The sequence below is a fragment of the Bartonella sp. AA16NXGY genome (assembly GCF_042197325.1).
Taxonomy (GTDB): Bacteria; Pseudomonadota; Alphaproteobacteria; order Rhizobiales; family Rhizobiaceae; genus Bartonella.
On record NZ_JBHIRR010000002.1, the window covers coordinates 231,265 to 251,486 of the forward strand.

The following is a 20,222-nucleotide window of genomic DNA, read 5'->3' on the forward strand; positions in this document are numbered from 1 at the left end:
ACAAAACCTGCTGACAAGCTACAATCGGAAAGCTACGATTAAAGACAGTTTTAATAATATCGCTTTATAAACTGTGGCGGAGAGAGAGGGATTTGAACCCCCGATAGAGTTGCCCCTATGCCGCATTTCGAGTGCGGTGCTTTCAACCACTCAGCCATCTCTCCATAATAAAGTGAAACAAAAATCGGCACTATTTGAGTGTATAAGTGGTAGATAACCTTCAATTGTTTTTGGTACAACCTTTTTTTCTTTTTTATAGGACTTTATTGACAGAGAATAGAAATTCCTTCATATATACAAAATATAAGCGTGGGGAAATCTGCGCATATTTGTGTTGAAGAAGGTTTTATCCTTCTTTGGGATCTATTACGACTGATAAAAAGCAGCCTATTTTCCCTTATTTCAAGGCAGAAATTAAATAAGAGCTGGAGTGAACGGAAGGATAAAAAATGTTCGCAGTCATTAAAACTGGTGGTAAGCAATACCGCATTGTTGCTAATCAAGTGGTAAAAGTTGAAAAAGTTAGTGGAAATGCGGGTGATGTTGTTGAATTCAATGACATATTAATGGTTGGGCAAGAAGGTAATGCGGTTATTGGTACCCCTGTCGTTGCTGATGCATTGGTGACAGCTGAGATTTTAGAACAGGCACGTGGGCGCAAGGTTATCGCATTTAAGAAGCGCCGTCGTCAAAATTCTAAACGCACGCGTGGCCATCGTCAAGAATTTACGAGGCTTCGTGTTTTAGAAATTTTAATGGGTGGTTCAAAACCTAAAAAAGTTGCTGCGAAACCGATAAAAGAAGAAGAAACTACACCACAAGAAACAAAAGCTGCTGCTTCTGTTGAGAAGACGGCTAAAAAAACGGTTGAAAAAAAGACTGCGCCGCAGAAGAAAGCGTCTGTAGCATCAAAGAGTAAGAAAGATTAAAGGAGAGCGTCTATGGCACATAAAAAAGCTGGTGGTTCCTCGCGTAATGGTCGTGATTCAGAATCGAAACGTCTAGGCGTTAAAAAATTTGGTGGTGAAACCGTTATTGCCGGAAATATTATTATTCGCCAGCGTGGTACACGTTGGCATCCTGGTAACAATGTTGGTATTGGAAAAGATCATACGCTTTTTGCATTATCAAATGGAAAGGTTTCTTTTCAACGCAAAGCGGGTAATCGTTCCTATGTTTCAGTCATTCCTATGCTGGAGGCAGCAGAGTAATCTGTAACACTCTCTAGAAATCAACAGGATTTCATTGAATTATAGTTGTGGTTTTATAAGTATTAAAAGGGAAAGATAGAGTCTTATCTTTCCCTTTTTGCGTTGGTACTATAATAAATGTAGAAGATATACGAAAAAGGTACAATTGAGGAAATGGCTTTTCTCAATGAGGGAAAAAGTTTCTGCGCTGTTATGTTAGTATTTAGTACTGAACATATTGATATTATGATAGAATTTGTTGATAAGTTTCTGTATAATAATAGTGAGGAGAGACTTTCTTTTTATGTATGAAGAAGCGTCGAGTAATTTCTTATAAGAGAAGCAGTTTGTTTTCAGAAAATTATGAGAAATTTAATGAGAGCATTATTGATGTAATCATTTTGATAAAGATGGATCTTTTTATCGGCATTGTGGTATTGATGAGTTGTCATACTGTTTTTAGGTGGTAGTGTGGATAGGTGGGGCTATTCATTTAAAAAGACATAGGGATAAAAAATCCATAAAAAGGTAGTCAAAACGACTTTGAAAGTGACGTGCATTAAGGAATTTTCGGTAAATCGAGAGTGAAATTATATTTTTAAGGAGGACGGTGTTTAAAGATATAAAAATAACCAACGTGCAATCAGCGCCCTTCAAGAATATTTTTTCTGATTTCACTATTATTGTGTATTGTTGAAAATAAACAAGCATAAGAGCTAGAGTTAAGGCAATAATTGCGTTTCATTTTTTACTTTATTTATCTTATTTGTAGAGTTTTTCTTGATTTTAGTTGTTGGTGATGGTGCTTGGAGGGTGTCGTGCTTTGCAAATGTGCGACAGAGGGCATTGTGTATTTACGATATTGATTGAAGTAAAGGTGTAGCTTAAAATATATAAATATTATATATCGAGGGTTTGATATCATAAGATGGGCAGCACGGAATTTTAAAGATGATAAGTTGCATGGAGCAATTTGTAATTATGTAATGAATTTATAAAGAGGGATAATAGGTTAAATAAACTTTGAGGAATCAATCAAAATATTAGCTGAAGTTACGGATGATTGGGAAGGATGCTTTCTTGTAGGAAAAATAATGAAAAGTTATGTTGAATAACTTAGGATAATGAGAGCGTTTCGAAAACATAGTTTTTCAGGTGATTGGTTCTGTAGAAAATGGGGTTTTGTCTTTGTAAAGTAAAAGAGTAAGAGGTAGATTTGCTTATAATGGTTTTAAGCACTTCGCTAGATAATAATATCCAATTGTTTTATCGGTTATATTGAGGTATTTAAGCACCTCACTTAGCTATATTCCGTAAAATATAAATAAAGCTGTGGTGGTATTTATAGCTTGTATTTTGGGAAATGCAGCTTTGAAAAGGAATGTGTCAGAGATATTGGTGTTCAAATGTGAGGCAATTTGAATTCATGATGAGATATGAGAAAGCAGAAGCAATGAATGTAGATTTTGCTGATGGTGAAATCTTGTCTATAAGATCTGTACAACTTGCAGCTGCTTTTGATCATAAAAATGATGCAATTTATGCTGCTGCTGAATTGCTTGTGCAGGTTGGTGCAGTTGATAAGTGTTATCTGGCAAGCATGCTTGCACGTGAAGAAACAACCAATACTTGGCTTGGAAATGGTATAGCCATTCCTCATGGTATGGCTGAAAATCGTGATTTAATTATCAAGGATGCTGTTGCTGTTATACAGGTTCCTGCTGGTGTTGAGTGGCAGGATGGCAAGAAAGCATATTTGGTTATTGCCATTGCAGCGTGTCCAGATCGCTATAGAGAAATTTGTAAAAAATTGACGTCTCTTTTATTTGATAAAAAACAGCTTGAAGTACTTGCAACAACTATGGACAAACAACAAATTGTTACAACTTTGTTTGACCAAAATATGAAGATAGAAAAAACTTTTATTGGTGACCTTTCTGTGTGTCAGGAATGGACTTTAGATTATCCAAGTGGTCTTCATGCACGACCAGCTTCTCTTTGGGTTGATTTTGCGAAAAAGGCTCAAAGTTCCATCAGAGTTCGCCATGGTCAATATACCGTTGAAATGAAAAATTTGGTTGGTTTATTGCAATTAGGAGCAAAAAACGGTGATGTTCTGATTTTTTCTACAGATGCTGCAGAAGGAGCACAACTTCTCAATGATGCCATTGCTATTGCAAAAAAAGTGAGTATTAGTGAAAAATGTCTGATGAGAGCAATGGAATCTCAAACAAAGGCTTTTCATGGTTGGTATCCACGCTCTATGCAAAAAGGCATTTCTGGTGTTGGAGCGAGTTCAGGATTAGCATTTGGTAAGATTTTTGTTTTAAGGCAAAATGATATTTCCATAATAGATCAGCCAATTGATTTTGCAGCTGGTGCAGCATGTCTTGAAAATGCTCTTACAAAAACAAAACATAAAATGGCATCTGTGATTTCTGATATTACAGTGCGTATGGGAGCAGATTCTGCTGCGATTTTTTCTGCGCAAATGGTTTTGCTTGAAGATGAAAATTTAATAGCTCAAGCTTGTCGTTTTATAGCGGAAGGTCATGGTGTCGCTTGGTCTTGGGATAGAGCGGTTCGTCAATTTTCAGATATGTTTTTTAAGGTAGATAATCCTTTGTTAGCAGCACGTGCTGTTAATTTAGTTGATGTTGGTCGACGTGTTTTAGGTGAAATCAATCCATCCTATAGATCGTTCTTTTTAAATGATATTCCACATGGTGTAATTCTGGTTACAAATGACCTTTCTCCTTCTGATGTAGCACAACTTGATTGTACAAGGGTAAAAGGATTAGCAACAGCATGGGGAGGTCCATTATCTCATACAGCTATTTTGGCGCGTACTCTTGGTATTCCAATGGTTGTTGCTGCAGGTGATGATATTTTAGCAATTCAGTCTGATATTCAGGCTATTATTGATGGCGATAACGGGTTTATTTACCTTAATCCTACGCTTGAAGACGTTGAAGATGCTCAAAGGCATATTGATACTGTTGCGCAAAAACGTGTCAGTGAAATAAATGCATGTAGATTACCAGCGCAAACGACAGATGGTCAAAGAATTCGTATCATGGCTAATGTCAACTACGCAAATCAGGTTCCTGTTGCGCTTGATTTAGGGGCTGAAGGTGTTGGACTCATGCGCACGGAATTTTTGTTTTTAGAGAATCCATATATTCCGGATGAAGAGCTACAATTTAATATATATCGGGCGATGATTACAGCTGTAGGAGATAAGCCATTAATTATTCGTGCACTTGATATTGGTGGAGATAAACAGGTTACGCATTTACATTTATCTAAAGAGGACAATCCTTTTTTAGGTGTTCGAGGAACGCGGCTTTTGTTACGTCGACGTGATCTTTTGGTGCCTCAATTACGTGCTTTATATCGAGCGGCAAAAGAGGGTGGAGATCTATGGATTGTGTTTCCGATGGTCATGTCTGTTTCAGAGATTGTCGCTATAAAAAAGATTGCAGAGGAAATCCGCAACGATGTTGATGCACCAAAATTAAAACTTGGTATTATGATCGAAGTTCCAGCAGCGGCCATTATGGCAGATGTATTAAGCGCCCATGTTGATTTTTTTTCAATTGGAACCAATGACCTAACACAGTATACAATGGCTGTTGATCGGCAAAGTCCGTACCTTGTGTCTGAAGCTGATAGCCTTGATCCAGCAGTTTTGCGTATGATTTATCAGACTATTCAAGGAGCTGCACAACATAAGTGTTGGGTTAGTGTATGTGGTGGTATGGCTGGAGATCCTTTTGGTGCAATGATTTTGACTGGATTGGGAATTCATGAGCTTTCTATGATATCTTGCGATATTTCTCCAGTAAAGGCGTGTTTACAGACTCATAGTTTTGAAGATATGAAAATTTTAGCACAAAAAGCATTACAATGTGAAACTGCACGAGCTGTACGTGCTCTAAGCAAGGATATAAGGTGATAAAGAACATTAAGGGAAAAGAACGAGCTCATTTTGCAGAGTAATCAGATCTTTAGTGCTGTAAAACATTATCCTTTAAGACGATTATTAACAACATATTAATTTATAATGGTAATTTATCGTTTTACATAATGAGAACTCTAAATATCGTAAGGTTTTTTCGTTTTAAATTTCTCTATATTAAATTAATAAAATTATTCTTTTATACATTACAAGGAGGAGTAATGTATGGATAAAAACACTTTAGGAAAGAATAAATGCCTTTTATGCATTCTCTTAAATAGCAGGGGATGTTGCAACATTAGGGGATAAATAGCGTGATCGTACTTGGCTTTTCCTTTTTATTTAAGAAAAGATGATGCTATCCAATAGATTTTATACCACTCATAGACACCGTATGAGGTAGATGTGACAAGCTTTAAGAGATGTTTTTTAACAAACGTGTGGATGAGAAAGAAAATATATTTTTAGAGTATTCTGTTTTGTTATGAGACCATATCCCACTTAAAGAATGCGATAATCAAAAGTATGAAGTAATACGTAATTTTTTTTTAATAATGGAGACTACTTTAGATATTTTGAAAACTGTAACGCTGAATTTAAAAATATATGGTAAAAATGAAAACAGGTTTGCATTTTTATGATTTTGTATTTGATCAAAATGAGACTATTTTTTCATTTTAGAAAATAAAATATATTCATACATATTAAATTAAAAATGCAAAGTTTTTTCTGAATTTTATTTTCTTTAGTATCAACTAAATATAGAAGTGTGAAATTGAATAGAGGATTTAGAATAGGGCTTATTATGTAATCCTATGAAAGAGAAAACTGATACCATCACACTATTTTACAGCTCTCAATGTTGCAAAAATTCGTGCTATTTAAGAAAATGCATAAGAGCCGCTTATCCTCTCTTAAAATGTTCTTCCCCCACATACCATCCCTTCCTATGACGTATAAGTAAGTGATTTTAATTATTTGGTTGTGTAAAACTATGGACTGTATGCCAATTTTAAGAGAAGTATTTTTTTGTGAAGCAGAAAGTGCGTAAATGAGCATGAAAGTTTATAACTGGTGACAATCTTTTTATTCTCATTATTGTATTCTACAAACCTATCCACGAAAAAAGTTTTTTTTTAAAAAGAAGGGATGTGCTTGTTATTCAACAGATAAAAGCTCTTACTTTAATAAATGAATTTGTTTTTTGGGTTTTGAATGTATAGTTTAGACTTGCACGTTATTTCTTTCTGGGTATAGTGCGAACTTCTGGAGAGGTGGCCGAGTGGTTGAAGGCGCACGCCTGGAACGCGTGTATATGGGAAACCATATCGAGGGTTCGAATCCCTCTCTCTCCGCCATTGATGATAAACAAACCTTTATATAGATTTTATCACATAACCTTTAAATCCTAGAATGTACGAAATTTTTTGATATTTTTTGTTGATCGGATCTCTATAAAAACTCTTTAATTTTTCTTTTATTGCTTCTTTTCTGAAAAGATTTGTACTTGGAAACAGGAAGTGCGGAATCTTTAGACAAGAAACATCAATCGCTTGTGAACAGGGCAGTTCGTGTCTATCTAATAGTATAGCATTGTTAACGAGCGGGCTCTACAACTGCGTGAAGGGTAAAGAAGGGTTTATAATATTTTTTGAGACAAGGAAATTGGATCTTCCGAGAGATTGAAAGTTTGTTTGGACTTGTTAGTCAAATTTTGTTTTTTATTGTATTTCTCCCATGGGGACATTGATCTTGTCCAGTGCTTGTAAGGCTACCTACAGAGTTGTTTTTTCAGATTTTCATCTTTAAGTGTTCCGGTTTTCGCTGTTTTTGGCATTTCTACAGGACACAAACAGCATTTTTTCTGCTGTAAATTCAATTTTAAATTGTTTGTATTTTATAGCGGCTGATGTAGGGCAGTGATATTTATCATTTGGTTTTACGAATTGCGAGAACACCGTTTTTAACCAGTTGGTAACCATTGTCTGATACTGTTTTTGAGTGCGATCTCCAAAAATGAGCACAAGGAGCTTTGACTGATGGCTCTCCAATCCATTTCTGGAAAGTTTTGTGTTTTATGGCGTTGTTTCCCTAACAAAGTCTGCGCTTTTGTTATTGCTTGTAAATAAACATCTACATCTAATGCCGCAGCATGTTTTAGACAAGGATTAAGGCGGATGAGTGCTTTCTCTGCTGTTTCAGATTTTGTATGCCAAATAGGAGCAAATGTGTTATATATCTCTTTGGGTAATTTCTAAAACGAGCAGATAGCCTAATTTAGAGAGAATATGAAGTTTTAAGGATAGAAAACACTTCCCATCTCCTTTTAATTCTGCTTTACGACTTTTAAAGATCTCAAGTAATATATTTTAAATAATGAAGATTATGCATTGATTCATGCTTTTTTTTATTGCGTTCTTGAATGAGGGAACACCCCTCACGTAAAACAGAACGCCATTGGTTTGCCAATTCACGGTTTTTTAAAAGAAACATCTCTCAAAGAGCACCCAGGCCCATTTTACGGCGATGTCCGTGAATGGTATAACGATAAAGCTATTGAGCAGTGCCATCTTTAAGTTTATGAAAGAGCAAGCCGGCACCATCACACATTTTGCCAGCTCGTGGATGTTGCGACAGCCCTTAGTACTTAAGACGATTCATGAGAGGTATTTTTAGTCTTTTCTTAATAGTTTTTTACCTACATGCTAGTCTTGCTTGTGGTGTGTAAACAAGTGATTTTAATTGATTCAACATACATAGATTTGAAATGAGGAAATCTTACGATATTCGGGTCTTTAATTCAATATGAATAACGATATATTATCATTATAAATCAATGTCTTGTCCAATAGTTGATGGGTCGTATGTTTACTTTTTTTTCTTGTTTATTCACGAAGCTGCATTTCTGCAATCAATTTTCATCAGGTGAGAATCTACTTTATGATCAAAGTTGGCCACATTGGAAGGAGGAATCTTGACCATGTGGTTACGTTCAGTATGCTCAAACTTAACAGGAAAACTCTATCAATCGACCATAATGGAGAAATGCACCGTCACTCAACCGATGAAGCCAAGAGATCATTCAAGCATAGCTTTTGTTTGTCATTATGTGTCCCTAAAAATTTGTGTTGGATTTCCATAAGTTTTATAATTTTTATCTCCTTTCCCTCTTTAGATTATCTGATGCAGCATAAAATATTTTTTCGAATATTATTGAATGATTTTTACCATTATCACCAACTTAAAGCTTTAGAATCAATGGTGATCATAGAGCTATTTGCAATTTCGTTTATTAACGGGCTAAATTCGTTTTATCTACACCAGAGGTAACAAAAACTTCAGTTTTTCTTGTGCAATGTGCTCATTTAAAATTAATATCATGAATATTTATCTATTACTATAATCAGAATAAAGGTTGGCGTAATAATTGAATATCATTCATGCAACGCTTTTTTATGGCTAAGGCCTTTTAGGTAAATGGATAGCCCCTGTAAAATAAATAAAGGTGCGCAAAAGCCTATAAATACACACAGGACGTATAATATAGAAAATGAAAAAAATTTTCCTGCATATAAAAGTACAATAGAGAATAAAGCTGTTATGATGCGTACACTGGCATCGCCTGCCAAAATCACCTCGGCTAAATTTTCACTAGGTGTGATAGCTTGTCCAATTGTTATTCCCGATATCCTAAAATAAAATTGCCCAATACCTAATAAAAATCCCATAATATAAAGGGAATATTGAGTAAAATTTAAATATAAAACAAAAGAGATTGCGATCACGGCAAAAGCCGGTGCCCCCCATACAAAAAAACGAATTAAAGATGGAAATTTCCGTAAATAATAAGATGAGATAAGACCATTGATCACAAAACCCAGTGCTGACAAAGCAAAAATAGAATTTTGAATAGCTGTAAATTTTATATTATCTGATGTTATAGAAGCAAGAACAAGTGGCAATAAAACAATAGGCCCCGTATAGAGAGAATTATTCAAAATACGATTAATCGTTAAAAACCGCAACGCAGAAATCCGCCAAAGGCATCTAAAACCAATTCCATAAGCCTTTTGAGATGGCGTTTTTAATAGCTCTTTTACTCTGTTTAGGTGTTGTATAGACTTTATACGAAACCATAAGCTGGCATTCAAAAGATAGATAAATACAATAAAGGCTATGGCTATTTTGTGCCCCAAATGCGCAATTATAAAATATATAAGCAACGGGGATATAATAACAAAAAACTGACAGCAACTAGTATAAAATGCAAAAATTCCAGCTTTTTGTTTGGGAGCTGGAACCAGCAGATTCAAGGCACTATTGTTATTTGGATTATCAGCCCCCATCAGTAGAGCGAGTAAGAAAAACACAAATAAAATAAGCATTGAGTTGTTTATGAATAATAAGAAAGACAATAAACAAGCGCAAATAATTTGGCTATAAAACCCAATTATAAAGCCTTGATAGTGCACCAACACATTTCCCAAACATAAGCCAGCAATTCCAATTGCGATTAAATTAACGACATTTAAAGCAGCAGATGCTTCTCCAGTTGTATCTTGGAATTGTAATAAAGAAAGGCCGATAGATAATACACCACTCGTACAGAAACTTGTCAAACTTCCAATCAAAATCATAAGAAAGACGGAATTACGCAACATTTTTTATGATCCCAGACAGAGCACTAAACCATTTTGTGATTTCCTCTGTTGTCAAATGTAGCTCGGTACTTAATCCGAATTTTTCATAAAAGTTTAGTTCAAATGCGTTATAGGCACTTATTTTTTGAAAGTCATCTGTCAGCATGAATTCTATACTTGGTAACGTTGTACCTATAGATTGAGATAAATAATAGGAAATTACTTTCCAATACATATAGGTACGCTCTCTTGCCAAATAATTTTCCAAGGCATATTTCAAGTGACAACCACTTAAAATATATTTCGGACAATGGTGCAACGGATAATAAATACAAATAGCACCGGCTTCATGTCCGAGACAAGAAGAGATATTAATATTTTTATCATTTCATAATATTATAAAAACGCTCAGTGAGCAGATCTTCCAAATTTAGTCTAGTCACAACAAGATTGGTTGCTAATTTTTGAGCAACATGAGACCAAGCCAATCTTACTACTAAAGTTCCAATAACCTTTAAGTCAGATTCTGGATAAGCTTTTTTTTAATTTTCCACCCATATGTCTCTGTGACATATAATAATTGGCTCATCTCGTCTGAATGAACAAGATGTAATTCTAAACCAATATTATCACAAAGTTTTGAGCTCTTGAATTCTCCATATCCTAACCTGGTATTCTTAAATCATAATAGAAACTAAAGAATTTTTAAGTATTCCAACTTTTATTAAACTTTGTAACAATCTATTGGAATCTCCCCTTCACTGACTTCGACAATTATTTTCTCACCACTATAAGAACAAAAAATTATCTTTGAATTTGCTTACTTTTAGAAAAAAAATGAGCAATACTCTTCCTTAACTAAAAGAAACACGCTCTATACCTTTTTCTTTATGATTATCAAAAAACTATCCCGTTATAATTTAACCATCCATTATTAGGATAAATATTCTGCGTTTAGCCTAATAAACTGTTATAATCAATGTTTCTCTCTGTTCTAAAAGTCAGCGCTTTTCATTCTAGAGATACTCATAATTGCTGTAAAATCTTTCCCCAAAAGGCTTCCCTAAACATTGCTATTAACACGATCATCCTGAGAAGTTTTATACATACACACTGCATTCTATGTATTTTTTGGAAAATCCCTTTGAATCTCTATCGAGCCTTGTTTTGGCAGTATCATTTTTAATATATCATAAATATTTTTATTTAATTTAATTTTAGAAAACTTAGTCATTATCGTGTTTCATTAGATGATATGAGAAAGGTAGGGATTCAATAGTGTTGCCTTGCAGAAAATATTGCGTCCATTCTCTATTTTGGAGTTTGCTATATTTTCTTAAAATAAGGAGATTTTGTGATAATATAAAAAGGTTCAGTCCTTTTTCCTACAACGAGAATACATTTTGTTCTGTAGAGAGAAGACTTAGAAAAAACACTTAAGCTGGAAAGTTAACATAAATAGAGAACTTACTTAATTCTGTTTATATGGGATGGGGTATTGCAAACTATAAACGTAGGCTCCCCATGAAAGCAGAACTCCCATAGAGGATTGTCCATATTTTTTGGTATATGCTTAGGCCATTCTCGGTTGTCAAAATCTCGCAAATCTTTAAGTATAGACCAGAATTTTTCTCTATAAAATTCGATACTTTGTATGGGGGCAGGCTCCTCGAATGCAACAAAAGATGTGTTCTTTCCAAAACTTTTATAGTTATCGCAATAAGTTATCATGTCTTCCATCATATTTTTTGAAGTCAGCTTGTTGTAGAACTCAAATCTAAGCATATTTTTTGAGTATCCATTTACACCGAATAGGCAGGGAAAAGGTCTAATTGTGTTATTCATGGTTGCATCGAATTCTTTAAAAACGATCTGCTTCCATTTTTAATATTTGTCTATATTTTCAATTATTTGCGCTGCTGAATCCATGTTTTCCTCCCAATTGTTGTATTTTATAGGAAATTGCTACGAATGATCCTCTCCAAAGCTGATAATTCATCATCATTGTGTCCCCAAATTGCTATAATAGCTGGGCAGGTATTTAAATCGATGGTTAGGGGGAGGGGCTCGTTTTCTTTAAAAAAAAGCGTAAAATGAATCACATTTTCCCAAGAATGAAGCTTTTGCCGCCATACGTTAACATCTTTTATAATATGACCGTCGATCTCGTTGATAAGGAAGATAATACGCCCTTTTTTCTTAAAGCGACTTGGGGTTTGCGAAAACACGCCTGCAATAAGGTTAACGGAGCTTTCAAGTAAACCATCTTCATAGCAATGCGCGAACAAGGTGGGTGCAATTCCTCCGTGGAGGCGGGCTCCTACTTCGATCATCACTGGACCACGAGCTGTTTGCATGATTTCCATGTGCGCAGGTCCATATTCAATCCCCAGCGCGCGAATGCATTGTTTTGCATAAGAGATAAGAGAGGCATAAGAGGGATCTTGAGAATCAAGCACATCAAGCGTTTCATAAACAAAAGTACTTCCATTATGAATACCTTTTTTATATCGTGACAAACTACATATTTTTATAGCCTCTCCCTTTACAACGGCATCGACGATGTATTCCTCTCCCTCCAATCTTTCTTGGAGCAAATAGGCCTCGTTAGGTGCGCCAAAAATATTTTTTTTCTTCCAGTTGATTTCAGAGGCCCACGTTACTACTTCCTCAAGATTAGAGAAAAACAAAACACCATCACTCCCTGCAGAATCATTTGGCTTTACCACATAGCCGCTGTGGCTTTCAAAGCCATCGAGAGTACAATCGTTTTTTGTAAGAATTTTTGATCGGATGTAAGATAAACCATTTTCACAAAGACGTTTTTGCATCGCTGCTTTTTTCCGTCGCCAATCGGTAGTCAAGGGGTTATTCCCAAGACAACCATAATAAGCCGCCAATTGCTCTGCACAATAGATACCTCTTTCGGCACCCGCTATTACAGCCTCTATCGTGCCGATAGGAAAACGTTTCTTTATCTCATCTACACTATGAAGCTTCGCTTCTGCCATGCCCTTTCCCTGATAAGAAAGCATAAAGTGTGAAAAAGGAGCTGCTTGAGAGACAAGACCATAACAAGCATAGCCTAATTTTTGCAAAGCAGGGCCATAGAGGGCACCCGTGGAGAAAGGGTCGACAATAAGAATAGGTTTTCTCATACTTTGTTCCGCTGTAATAAAAGGAAAAGAACATAAATAAAGATTATCAACCCTATAAGGGGCAGAAGATAAACAGCTGCTTGAGGACCCATAAGGGCAGAGCTTGTAAGAAGACCAAGAATGACATAACCTGCCGACTGGGAGAGAGTATAAAGCATGCCGCTATAGCTTCCCACCAGCTCTGCTTGAGCCTCTGTTTTGGTCGCTTCAATCGTATGTTTGCGGGCATTAATTCGCATGGTATTCATTGAAAAGCCAATAAAAAAGCAAAAGACCACAGCCAAATAGGGCGATTGTGTGGTGCTAAAAATAAGATCAGCTACGCTCAATATAAGGGCTGGGAGAATAAATTCAAAACGAGGGATTTTGATAAAAGCAGCCAAAAAAGCGCCCATGCCCGCAACCGCACTGCAAAGTCCATAATATTCAGAGCCAAAATTTTTCACACTCTGAAAAAGAATGGTTGCCAGCGTATTATAAGCGCAAATATGAAAGCCAATAAGTCCTATGCAGACGCATAAAAGTTTAAGTTCACGGGAGAGCTCATCCGCTTGCGGTGTAGGTGCTGGCTTCTTACCAGTTGCAAGTGCTGTGGTATCTGTAGCGTTGTATTCATCGCAAAATATAATATATCCGGCTATAAGGCTTATAATGATGTCAAACACACAAAGTGTCACAATCAAACCATTATAACCGATTTCAGCCGCTGCCCCTCGAGGGCTGGTCGCTTCTAAGAGATAACCACTTAGTGCTGCTCCCAAAAATGCGCCAATTTGCACCACTGTTTGCATAATGCGGGAAGCCTTTTGGGCGCTAATATAACCACTAAGTGCTAGTTTAGTATTATAAGTCTCGAGTGTGCTTAAGGTAATCAAAGAGAGATAGCCGATAGAGATAGAGACAGCGATAAAACCAAAGGGGGAATCAGCGTAATGGAAAAGAGCAATCAATAAAAGAAGGCTATAGATAATGATCCGCCTTTTGTATAAATCGACCAACCGCAATGAGGCTTTAATGCGCACAAGACCGCTTTTTTTCAAAAGATAGGGCATAAGGGTGCCCAAAGCCATGGTTACGCCCAGGAAAACCGATGAGGATGTTATGCGATAAGCATTCCAAAGATTACTTAAAAATAAAACCATATCAGAAAGATACAGCAGGACAACAAGCCCATAAAACCGAAACATCAGTTGTTTGTGCACATTATCCCCCCATGTTAAATACACATGCTATAAATTATACATTTTTACAAAAAGCTAATATATATGTTGTTAGGCATGTCAAGTTTTTTCGATAGAAGCATGATACAGATTTGAACGATAACGTTTCTCATAGCGATAGCTAATTTTGGAGAAACTGAGAGCGGAGGCGGTTGGTATTTTTACTGTATCTCTTGTGAGTTGCTTTTCCAATGAGGAGTTTCTTCGCTAAATGACCAGTATAGCTATGTTCTTGGGAGGGCTGTGTTTGCACTCTTAAGATTTCCTCCATTTATACTCAAGGTTTAGGTTTTTCTATTGACCGTTGTTAGATGTTGTTGTGACAATAAACTTCGTTATCTATCAGAAACATTTATGGCATTAGCGCTAAGGTATTGTATTAAAGCCTTTACATAGTAGTCTTTTTATAGGGAGAAGGTATTATTGGTTCAGTTTTAGGAGGCTTTATTACGGCTGATTTGGGCGTCGTCGTTGTTTGAGGTCTTATTATAATATTCTTAGTTTCAGTTTATGAATATACCGAAAAATATAGTGAAACATTTGATTCAAACGCTTTTGCTAGGCATATTTCAATATCTCAGCGATGTTTTCCAAGAATTGCTCTGCTGCTTTTTGACGGGATCGGATATCAAATGCTTATAGCGAGGGCAGTGGTTTGAGAAAAGATAGAGTTGATTTCATTATCTTCCTATGGAGCGCAATCTAGTAGCAGCTCTTAAGGGACAATAATATACTGAGATCGAACTCATTTCTATACACTTACACGACGCTATAGGAGTAATCCTCAGAAACTCTACTAGAATTCGTCAAAAAATGACAGGTTATGGAGTGTGAACAAAAAAATATATTTTTTACAAATACTTAATCTCATTTTAAGTTGTCTAAAATATAACATTATCTTAAAACTAAGTCTATATACCGCCATTTATCATAAAGTTAATAAGTTATACAAAATGCGGGAGTATTGTGTTTTTCTGTTTAGAGACGAGTTAAAAAACACCTTATTAAACATTAAGAGATTTCAGATATAAAACAATTTAACTTATGGAAAGTATATAGACAAAATGTATCTTGATAAAAAAGTTTATAACTCCATGTGGTCTTCAAAGAAATTTTCTGGTTCTTTTATTGTCTTATGCGGGTTTGATGGGAGTGGTAAGACAACACAAACAAAAGAAATTGCACGCCATTACTCAACAGAAAAACATATAATACAAACTTTTCAACCCAGTTATTGGTATAGAAATAATCCAGAAATTAGAGATTACTTAGATAATGGAAAAGCAATTGATCCGTTGCTTTTAGCACTCTTATCAGCGACAGATAGACGCAAATATACGCTTGAAATTATTGAACCTTCCTTAACGTCATCGCAAAATTTATTAATTAGCGATCGATATGTTTATTCTAGTCTTGCTTATTTTTATGCTCGAGAGCTTTCTGTTGAAAGTGTCGTTAAATTAAATCAATCTATTCCAAGACCTCATATTACATTTTATCTTCATTTACCGCCCATTACTATACTGGAACGGTTGCAGAAAAGGGATAGTTTAAACTTAAAATATGAAGAAAAACTCTCTTTTATTGAAAAAATTTACAAAGTATACAAAGTTTTATCGGAAATAGATGAGCGGTTTATAACAATTGATGGAACTACTCCTGTTTCTTTAATTCATCATCAAATACGACATCATATAGATAAGTTTTTTTGATTATGAATAAAATCATTTATTAATCAATTTATCCACGATAAATCCTCCTTTATGTATTCTTACTCTAAATCTGAAACTTTAGAGATGTGATTGCAATAATTTAACTGCTCAGGAAAAATATCACGTTATATATTTTAATTAGAAAACTAACTGTAATGGGCTTGTTTTAAAAGATTTAGAGAAGGGGAGTAGAAAAATTAGCAATATTTATTGTGAGGATAATAGTATGTTTATTCTTTTAGAGACGAAGTGTGGTGATAGAAGAACGACATGGAGGAATATACTCGAGCATATTTTAGTGCACAGAATAATAAGGACAATAATGTGAGTGAAGCTTCCATACCGTAAAATTGTTTCACAGATGTATAAAGGTGTAGCTTCTGAATAAAACGCACATAAAATATTAATTTTGTTTTTGTCCATAAATGTTCCGTTTTCATAGAAGAATTAATCATAAAACAGCACAAAGATTGTAAAAGCCTCAAAAAAGAAATTTTGCTTTCTTAAATTTAATGATCTAAAATAAAAATTGTAAGAATGCCTGTTTTTAAACAGGATGTATCATGCATATCGACTGGTATTCATTTTAGAGGATAATTTATGTTCACTTCAAATTTGAAGGAACGCATTGCTTTATTTGAAAATAGAACTTTTCTCTATTTTACTTTGAGCGGCTTATTTGCTACATTTGGAAGTGGACTAAATTATATTACATTGTCATGGATTGCTTACAATCAGACGGGCTCAATCCGTGGTGTAGCGTTGATGATGCTTTTTCTTTGGACGCCTGGCATTATTTTTGCGCCTATTTTTGGCATATTGGCAGATAAATATAACCGTAAAACGCAGATTATTATTTCAAATCTTGTGAGAGGTTTGGTAATCGTGGGCTGGGTAATGCTTTGGCATTTTGGTATAGAAATTGAATTGATGGTCTTATCTGCTCTTTTGGGTATTTTTATTCCTTTTTATATGCCATCAGCTATTTCTTTAATTCAAAGTATTGTGCTGAAGGAACAGCTCATCAATGCAAATGCAACCATCGATATGGTTTATGAACTTGGCACTATCGTAGGTATGGGCTTAAGTGGATTTATACTGTCCTATGCAGGAACAAAAGGAACTCTTCTAATAGGTGGTATATTCTTTATCATTGCTGGTTTATTTAATTTTGCAATGAAGGTACCTAAAAACCGAAGATCTAAAAAACAAAACCAGCAAAATTGGTGGGAAAATTATACAGCATCTCTTCATTATTTTAAACAGAATCCGGCTCTTTTTGTACCTTATATAAGCCAGATGATTATTATGACTCTTTTGATGACCATTCCTGTTATTCTCGTTCCTTATATACAAGAGGTTTTACATGCGGATAACAGGACCTTTGCAATATTTGAGGTGCTTTATTCTATGGGTGTATTGACAGGTGCGTTTTTTTCACCACTTCTTTGTAAAGTTTTATCTATCAGGAAAACATTAGCCATTTTATTAGCTTTTATGGCTATTGGCCTCGCTATTTTATCTGTTAATACACACAATTTTGTTGTTTTTCCTGTTTACTTTATGATTGGATTTGGACTTTCGAGTTGGGCTCTTTCGATTTCTTTATCACAACTCTCTTGTGATCCTGAATACCAAGGAAGATTGCAGGCAAGTTTTAATGGTATCTCTGGATGCTTGATCCTCGGAGTCTATCTCATCATGGCAAGCGATAACAGTAACATATCACCTCAATCGATATATTTTTTTCAAAGCATTGTTGCGTTTGTTGGAATACTCATAGTGCTGTTTTATAAACATGAAAAACAATAAATTACATTTAAGTGTGGACAACATACGCTATTTTATAAATATTTACGCTGCAGTACATTTCACATTTTGCTTTTAAAGGAGAGTTGAGAAAATGTAAAAGTTGGTGCTTAATGAACAAAGCATAAATTGATGTATGCTAGAGAATACTCTCTATTTTTTGATAATGATCTAAAAGAATTGATGCGTTTCTTTAATTCATCTCACTGTTGTTAAGAAGACGAAAACGTAACACTTTAAATCTTCTTGAAAGTTTTTTGTCTAAGCGTAGCAGAAAGTAAAGCGATGAGGTAATATCGTATCATATGGGGAGAGTATTGTATTATTTTTGTTTTTCAAAATCCATATGAAAAATTGTATCAATTTCATCTTCATTGGAATGAGTATTTCTACGACGATGCAAGGTTTGCACAATCTCTTTTTTTAAAACAGCATCTGTTTCACTTAAACGGTGAATACTGAGTTCCAATTCAAGAGATAACGCCAAATCCACGCACAGTTTAAGCTCTTCTCCAATGTCGAAACCGCGTTGATAGTCGTCATAAAGACCAACCAGTGTATCAGATAATTCTTTATCGCATAAAGAGGTCATGCTTAATTCCTCAACGTTGCGGGTTTCCATGCAGCTTTTTTAAGTATCACTCCACTATCATCACTTAAAATTGCCATGTATACGAACCTCATGGTTTTGTCAATTTTCTGCAAAATACGCGCTTTTAAATCAAAGCCTATTAAAGATTTTATTACTCCAAGATTTTGAAGCGCCCAATTGTAAATATGGATGGCAATGTGTTTGCTATAGAATTTATAGCATTTAAAATACATTGCCAAAAGGCTTTTAATATGCGTAGAGGAAGAGTATTCTGACGATAAACCAAACACCCTGAAATCTCTATTGCCAGTTACAGCTAAATCAGTGCTATTAATATATAAAATAAGCAAACAGGGTTTGTAAACGTCTAACTTTTTAATAACGAGTGATAATCTCATTTTTTGTAGAATACCAATTATTTCGCCTATTTTATATTGATTTTTAGACATTGATAAACTTTTTACCTTATAAAAACCTATGGGAAATACATTAGCATATTTTTGTAATAAGATTTCAGTGGTATATTACACAGCATGAAATGAAGAGAATCGTATTAGGCTTTTTGCTTTTGAAAGAATATGACTGCAACTTTTGAGAAAGCAGTTGGCAAGAATTGGCTTGGCATGCAAACTGATAGAGTTGGCAGTGGCGCATTTAGTTTTTTCATTGGCCTGTGTCCAAATGTTTTTGACTCTGGAAAATAGCCTCTGATAGGCTTGAGTTTTTCCAAGGTTATATTACAGGGGCGCAGCTCAGAAAAATACCACGGCGATTGCATTTTTTGTAATTGTCATAATTTTCGCTCCTGCTTAAATGGATGCTGTAACATCCGTTTTTGTGGGGTTATGTATGTGATAACTGCTCTTCTTAAGGGGCAGTAATGATAGATATAAATCAATATAATTATTTAGTCAACAATTATATTGATTTTGGAGTGTTTTTTTTGGCTCGTCCGGAAGCAAAACCTAAAACTGAGTTGGCAAAACGTTTTCGTAAAGTGCGTCACGCTCTTGGTTTTACAGAGCGTAAGCAGTTTGCTGAACATCTTGGTATCACTGCTGGCTCTATAGGAACTTATGAAACTGGTATAAGTGAGCCTACAGCCTCTGCGCTCTCCAAATATCAAGAAATTTGTGGTGTTTCATTAGATTGGCTAGTAACGGGAAATGGCGAGATGTTTTCAGATATGGCAAAGGCGAAAGCAGCTGGTTTTAAACCGCAGGCGATTCCTACTGGGCTGATGAAAAAGCTGGGACATTTAGTTTATACGACCTATCATGATGCAAAAATAACACTTTCTCCTGAAGATGTTGCGGAATTAGCAGCAGAGCTTTATGGAAGATTGCAAGAGCTTATTCAAAACCTCAATGATATAGAAGAAGTCGAAGCCACTTTGCCACTTTTAAAATTACATTTAAAGCGTAAAATCGAAACTGAAAAGCACATCTAGAAATTTCATAAGATACGAATGAACAGCCTTTAAAAAAAATAAAACTTTTTTGATTTTCTGCTGTATAACCAAGTTTGGAATGTGAAGATCTCACAATTTTTGAGTCTTTTATTCAACCTGAATAATAATAAATTATCATTATAAATCAATGCATTGCTCTAATACAGATAAAAAGAACGACGGGTAGCAATACAAACAAAATTTCTTCAAAAAGAAGCTAATATAGTGCCATTCCTGAAATATTTGTTGGTTGAAGAAAAGATACGGACAACAGTGAAAATACAGTGGGTTCTGTGAGAGGAAAGAGTTTAGAAAACAGCTTCTTTTCGGTTTGTGATATTAAAAAATTTATACAATAGTGAAAATACAATGACGATGTTTTGTTCCTATAGAAGGGTAACAGATATATAAGAGAGAAGAACGAAAGACTATTTATAGGCGCGCTTTTGTCTTTTTATGAAGATGATAAGATGAGCACGTTAAAACTTTT

The 20,222-nt window shown here is 35.0% G+C and carries 12 protein-coding genes, 2 tRNA genes and 1 pseudogene; 7 read left to right on the forward strand and 8 right to left on the reverse strand.

The annotated features are described in order from the left end of the window. Nucleotides 1–74 precede the first annotated feature (74 nt). Nucleotides 75–164: transfer RNA gene (locus ACFINK_RS02305), tRNA-Ser, on the reverse strand. Between the two features lie 285 nt (nt 165–449). Between ACFINK_RS02305 and rplU the strand changes: the two genes are divergently transcribed. From rplU to ACFINK_RS02325, 4 genes are all read left to right on the forward strand, one after another. Continuing rightward, a complete protein-coding gene (rplU, locus tag ACFINK_RS02310; RefSeq protein WP_375629522.1) occupies nt 450–929 on the forward strand; it encodes a 50S ribosomal protein L21 in 480 nt (159 codons plus the stop codon). Between the two features lie 12 nt (nt 930–941). Further along, the gene (gene rpmA, locus ACFINK_RS02315) at nt 942–1,211 is read left to right on the forward strand and encodes a 50S ribosomal protein L27 (protein WP_100130483.1); all 270 of its coding nucleotides are present in this window, start codon (nt 942–944) and stop codon (nt 1,209–1,211) included. A gap of 1,405 nt (nt 1,212–2,616) precedes the next feature. Further along, a complete protein-coding gene (gene ptsP / locus ACFINK_RS02320; RefSeq protein WP_375638169.1) occupies nt 2,617–5,148 on the forward strand; it encodes a phosphoenolpyruvate--protein phosphotransferase in 2,532 nt (843 codons plus the stop codon). A gap of 1,271 nt (nt 5,149–6,419) precedes the next feature. Beyond that, nucleotides 6,420–6,509, forward strand: a tRNA-Ser gene (locus tag ACFINK_RS02325). Nucleotides 6,510–7,189: 680 nt separating this feature from the next. Here the strand turns inward: ACFINK_RS02325 and ACFINK_RS02330 are convergent. The 5 genes and pseudogenes from ACFINK_RS02330 to ACFINK_RS02350 form a co-directional block, all read right to left on the reverse strand. After that, nucleotides 7,190–7,761 (reverse strand): annotated as a pseudogene (locus ACFINK_RS02330) (integrase); the annotation flags it as partial. Between the two features lie 824 nt (nt 7,762–8,585). After that, on the reverse strand, nt 8,586–9,812 hold the full coding sequence (locus ACFINK_RS02335) for an MFS transporter (RefSeq protein ID WP_375638170.1): 1,227 nt from the start codon (nt 9,810–9,812) through the stop codon (nt 8,586–8,588). A 1,446-nt stretch (nt 9,813–11,258) separates the two neighbouring features. Then, nucleotides 11,259–11,636 (reverse strand): YqcI/YcgG family protein, encoded by a 378-nt coding sequence (locus ACFINK_RS02340; protein ID WP_375638171.1) that lies wholly within the window; start codon nt 11,634–11,636, stop codon nt 11,259–11,261. 107 nt (nt 11,637–11,743) lie between these two features. After that, a complete protein-coding gene (locus ACFINK_RS02345; protein WP_375638172.1) occupies nt 11,744–12,949 on the reverse strand; it encodes an ATP-grasp domain-containing protein in 1,206 nt (401 codons plus the stop codon). Further along, nucleotides 12,946–14,136, reverse strand: coding sequence for an MFS transporter (locus ACFINK_RS02350; protein ID WP_375638180.1), 1,191 nt, complete (start codon nt 14,134–14,136; stop codon nt 12,946–12,948). The genes ACFINK_RS02345 and ACFINK_RS02350 overlap by 4 nt, the downstream gene beginning before the upstream one ends. A 1,097-nt stretch (nt 14,137–15,233) precedes the next feature. On the opposite strand from ACFINK_RS02350, the gene tmk reads away from it, so the two are divergent. Next, complete coding sequence (tmk, locus tag ACFINK_RS02355; RefSeq protein ID WP_375638173.1) at nt 15,234–15,881, forward strand: dTMP kinase; 648 nt, start codon at nt 15,234–15,236, stop codon at nt 15,879–15,881. A gap of 600 nt (nt 15,882–16,481) precedes the next feature. After that, a complete protein-coding gene (locus ACFINK_RS02360) occupies nt 16,482–17,693 on the forward strand; it encodes an MFS transporter (RefSeq protein WP_375638174.1) in 1,212 nt (403 codons plus the stop codon). Between the two features lie 319 nt (nt 17,694–18,012). On the opposite strand, the gene ACFINK_RS02365 is transcribed toward ACFINK_RS02360, so the two are convergent. Both ACFINK_RS02365 and ACFINK_RS02370 read right to left on the reverse strand, forming a co-directional pair. Next, nucleotides 18,013–18,282: a hypothetical protein gene (locus ACFINK_RS02365; protein WP_012754562.1), complete on the reverse strand. Its 270-nt coding sequence runs from the start codon at nt 18,280–18,282 to the stop codon at nt 18,013–18,015. A 2-nt stretch (nt 18,283–18,284) separates the two neighbouring features. Next, nucleotides 18,285–18,731, reverse strand: a complete 447-nt coding sequence (locus ACFINK_RS02370; protein ID WP_375638175.1) for a hypothetical protein — start codon at nt 18,729–18,731, stop codon at nt 18,285–18,287. Nucleotides 18,732–19,225: 494 nt separating this feature from the next. Between ACFINK_RS02370 and ACFINK_RS02375 the strand changes: the two genes are divergently transcribed. Beyond that, the gene (locus ACFINK_RS02375) at nt 19,226–19,732 is read left to right on the forward strand and encodes a helix-turn-helix domain-containing protein (RefSeq protein ID WP_375612888.1); all 507 of its coding nucleotides are present in this window, start codon (nt 19,226–19,228) and stop codon (nt 19,730–19,732) included. Nucleotides 19,733–20,222 lie beyond the last annotated feature (490 nt).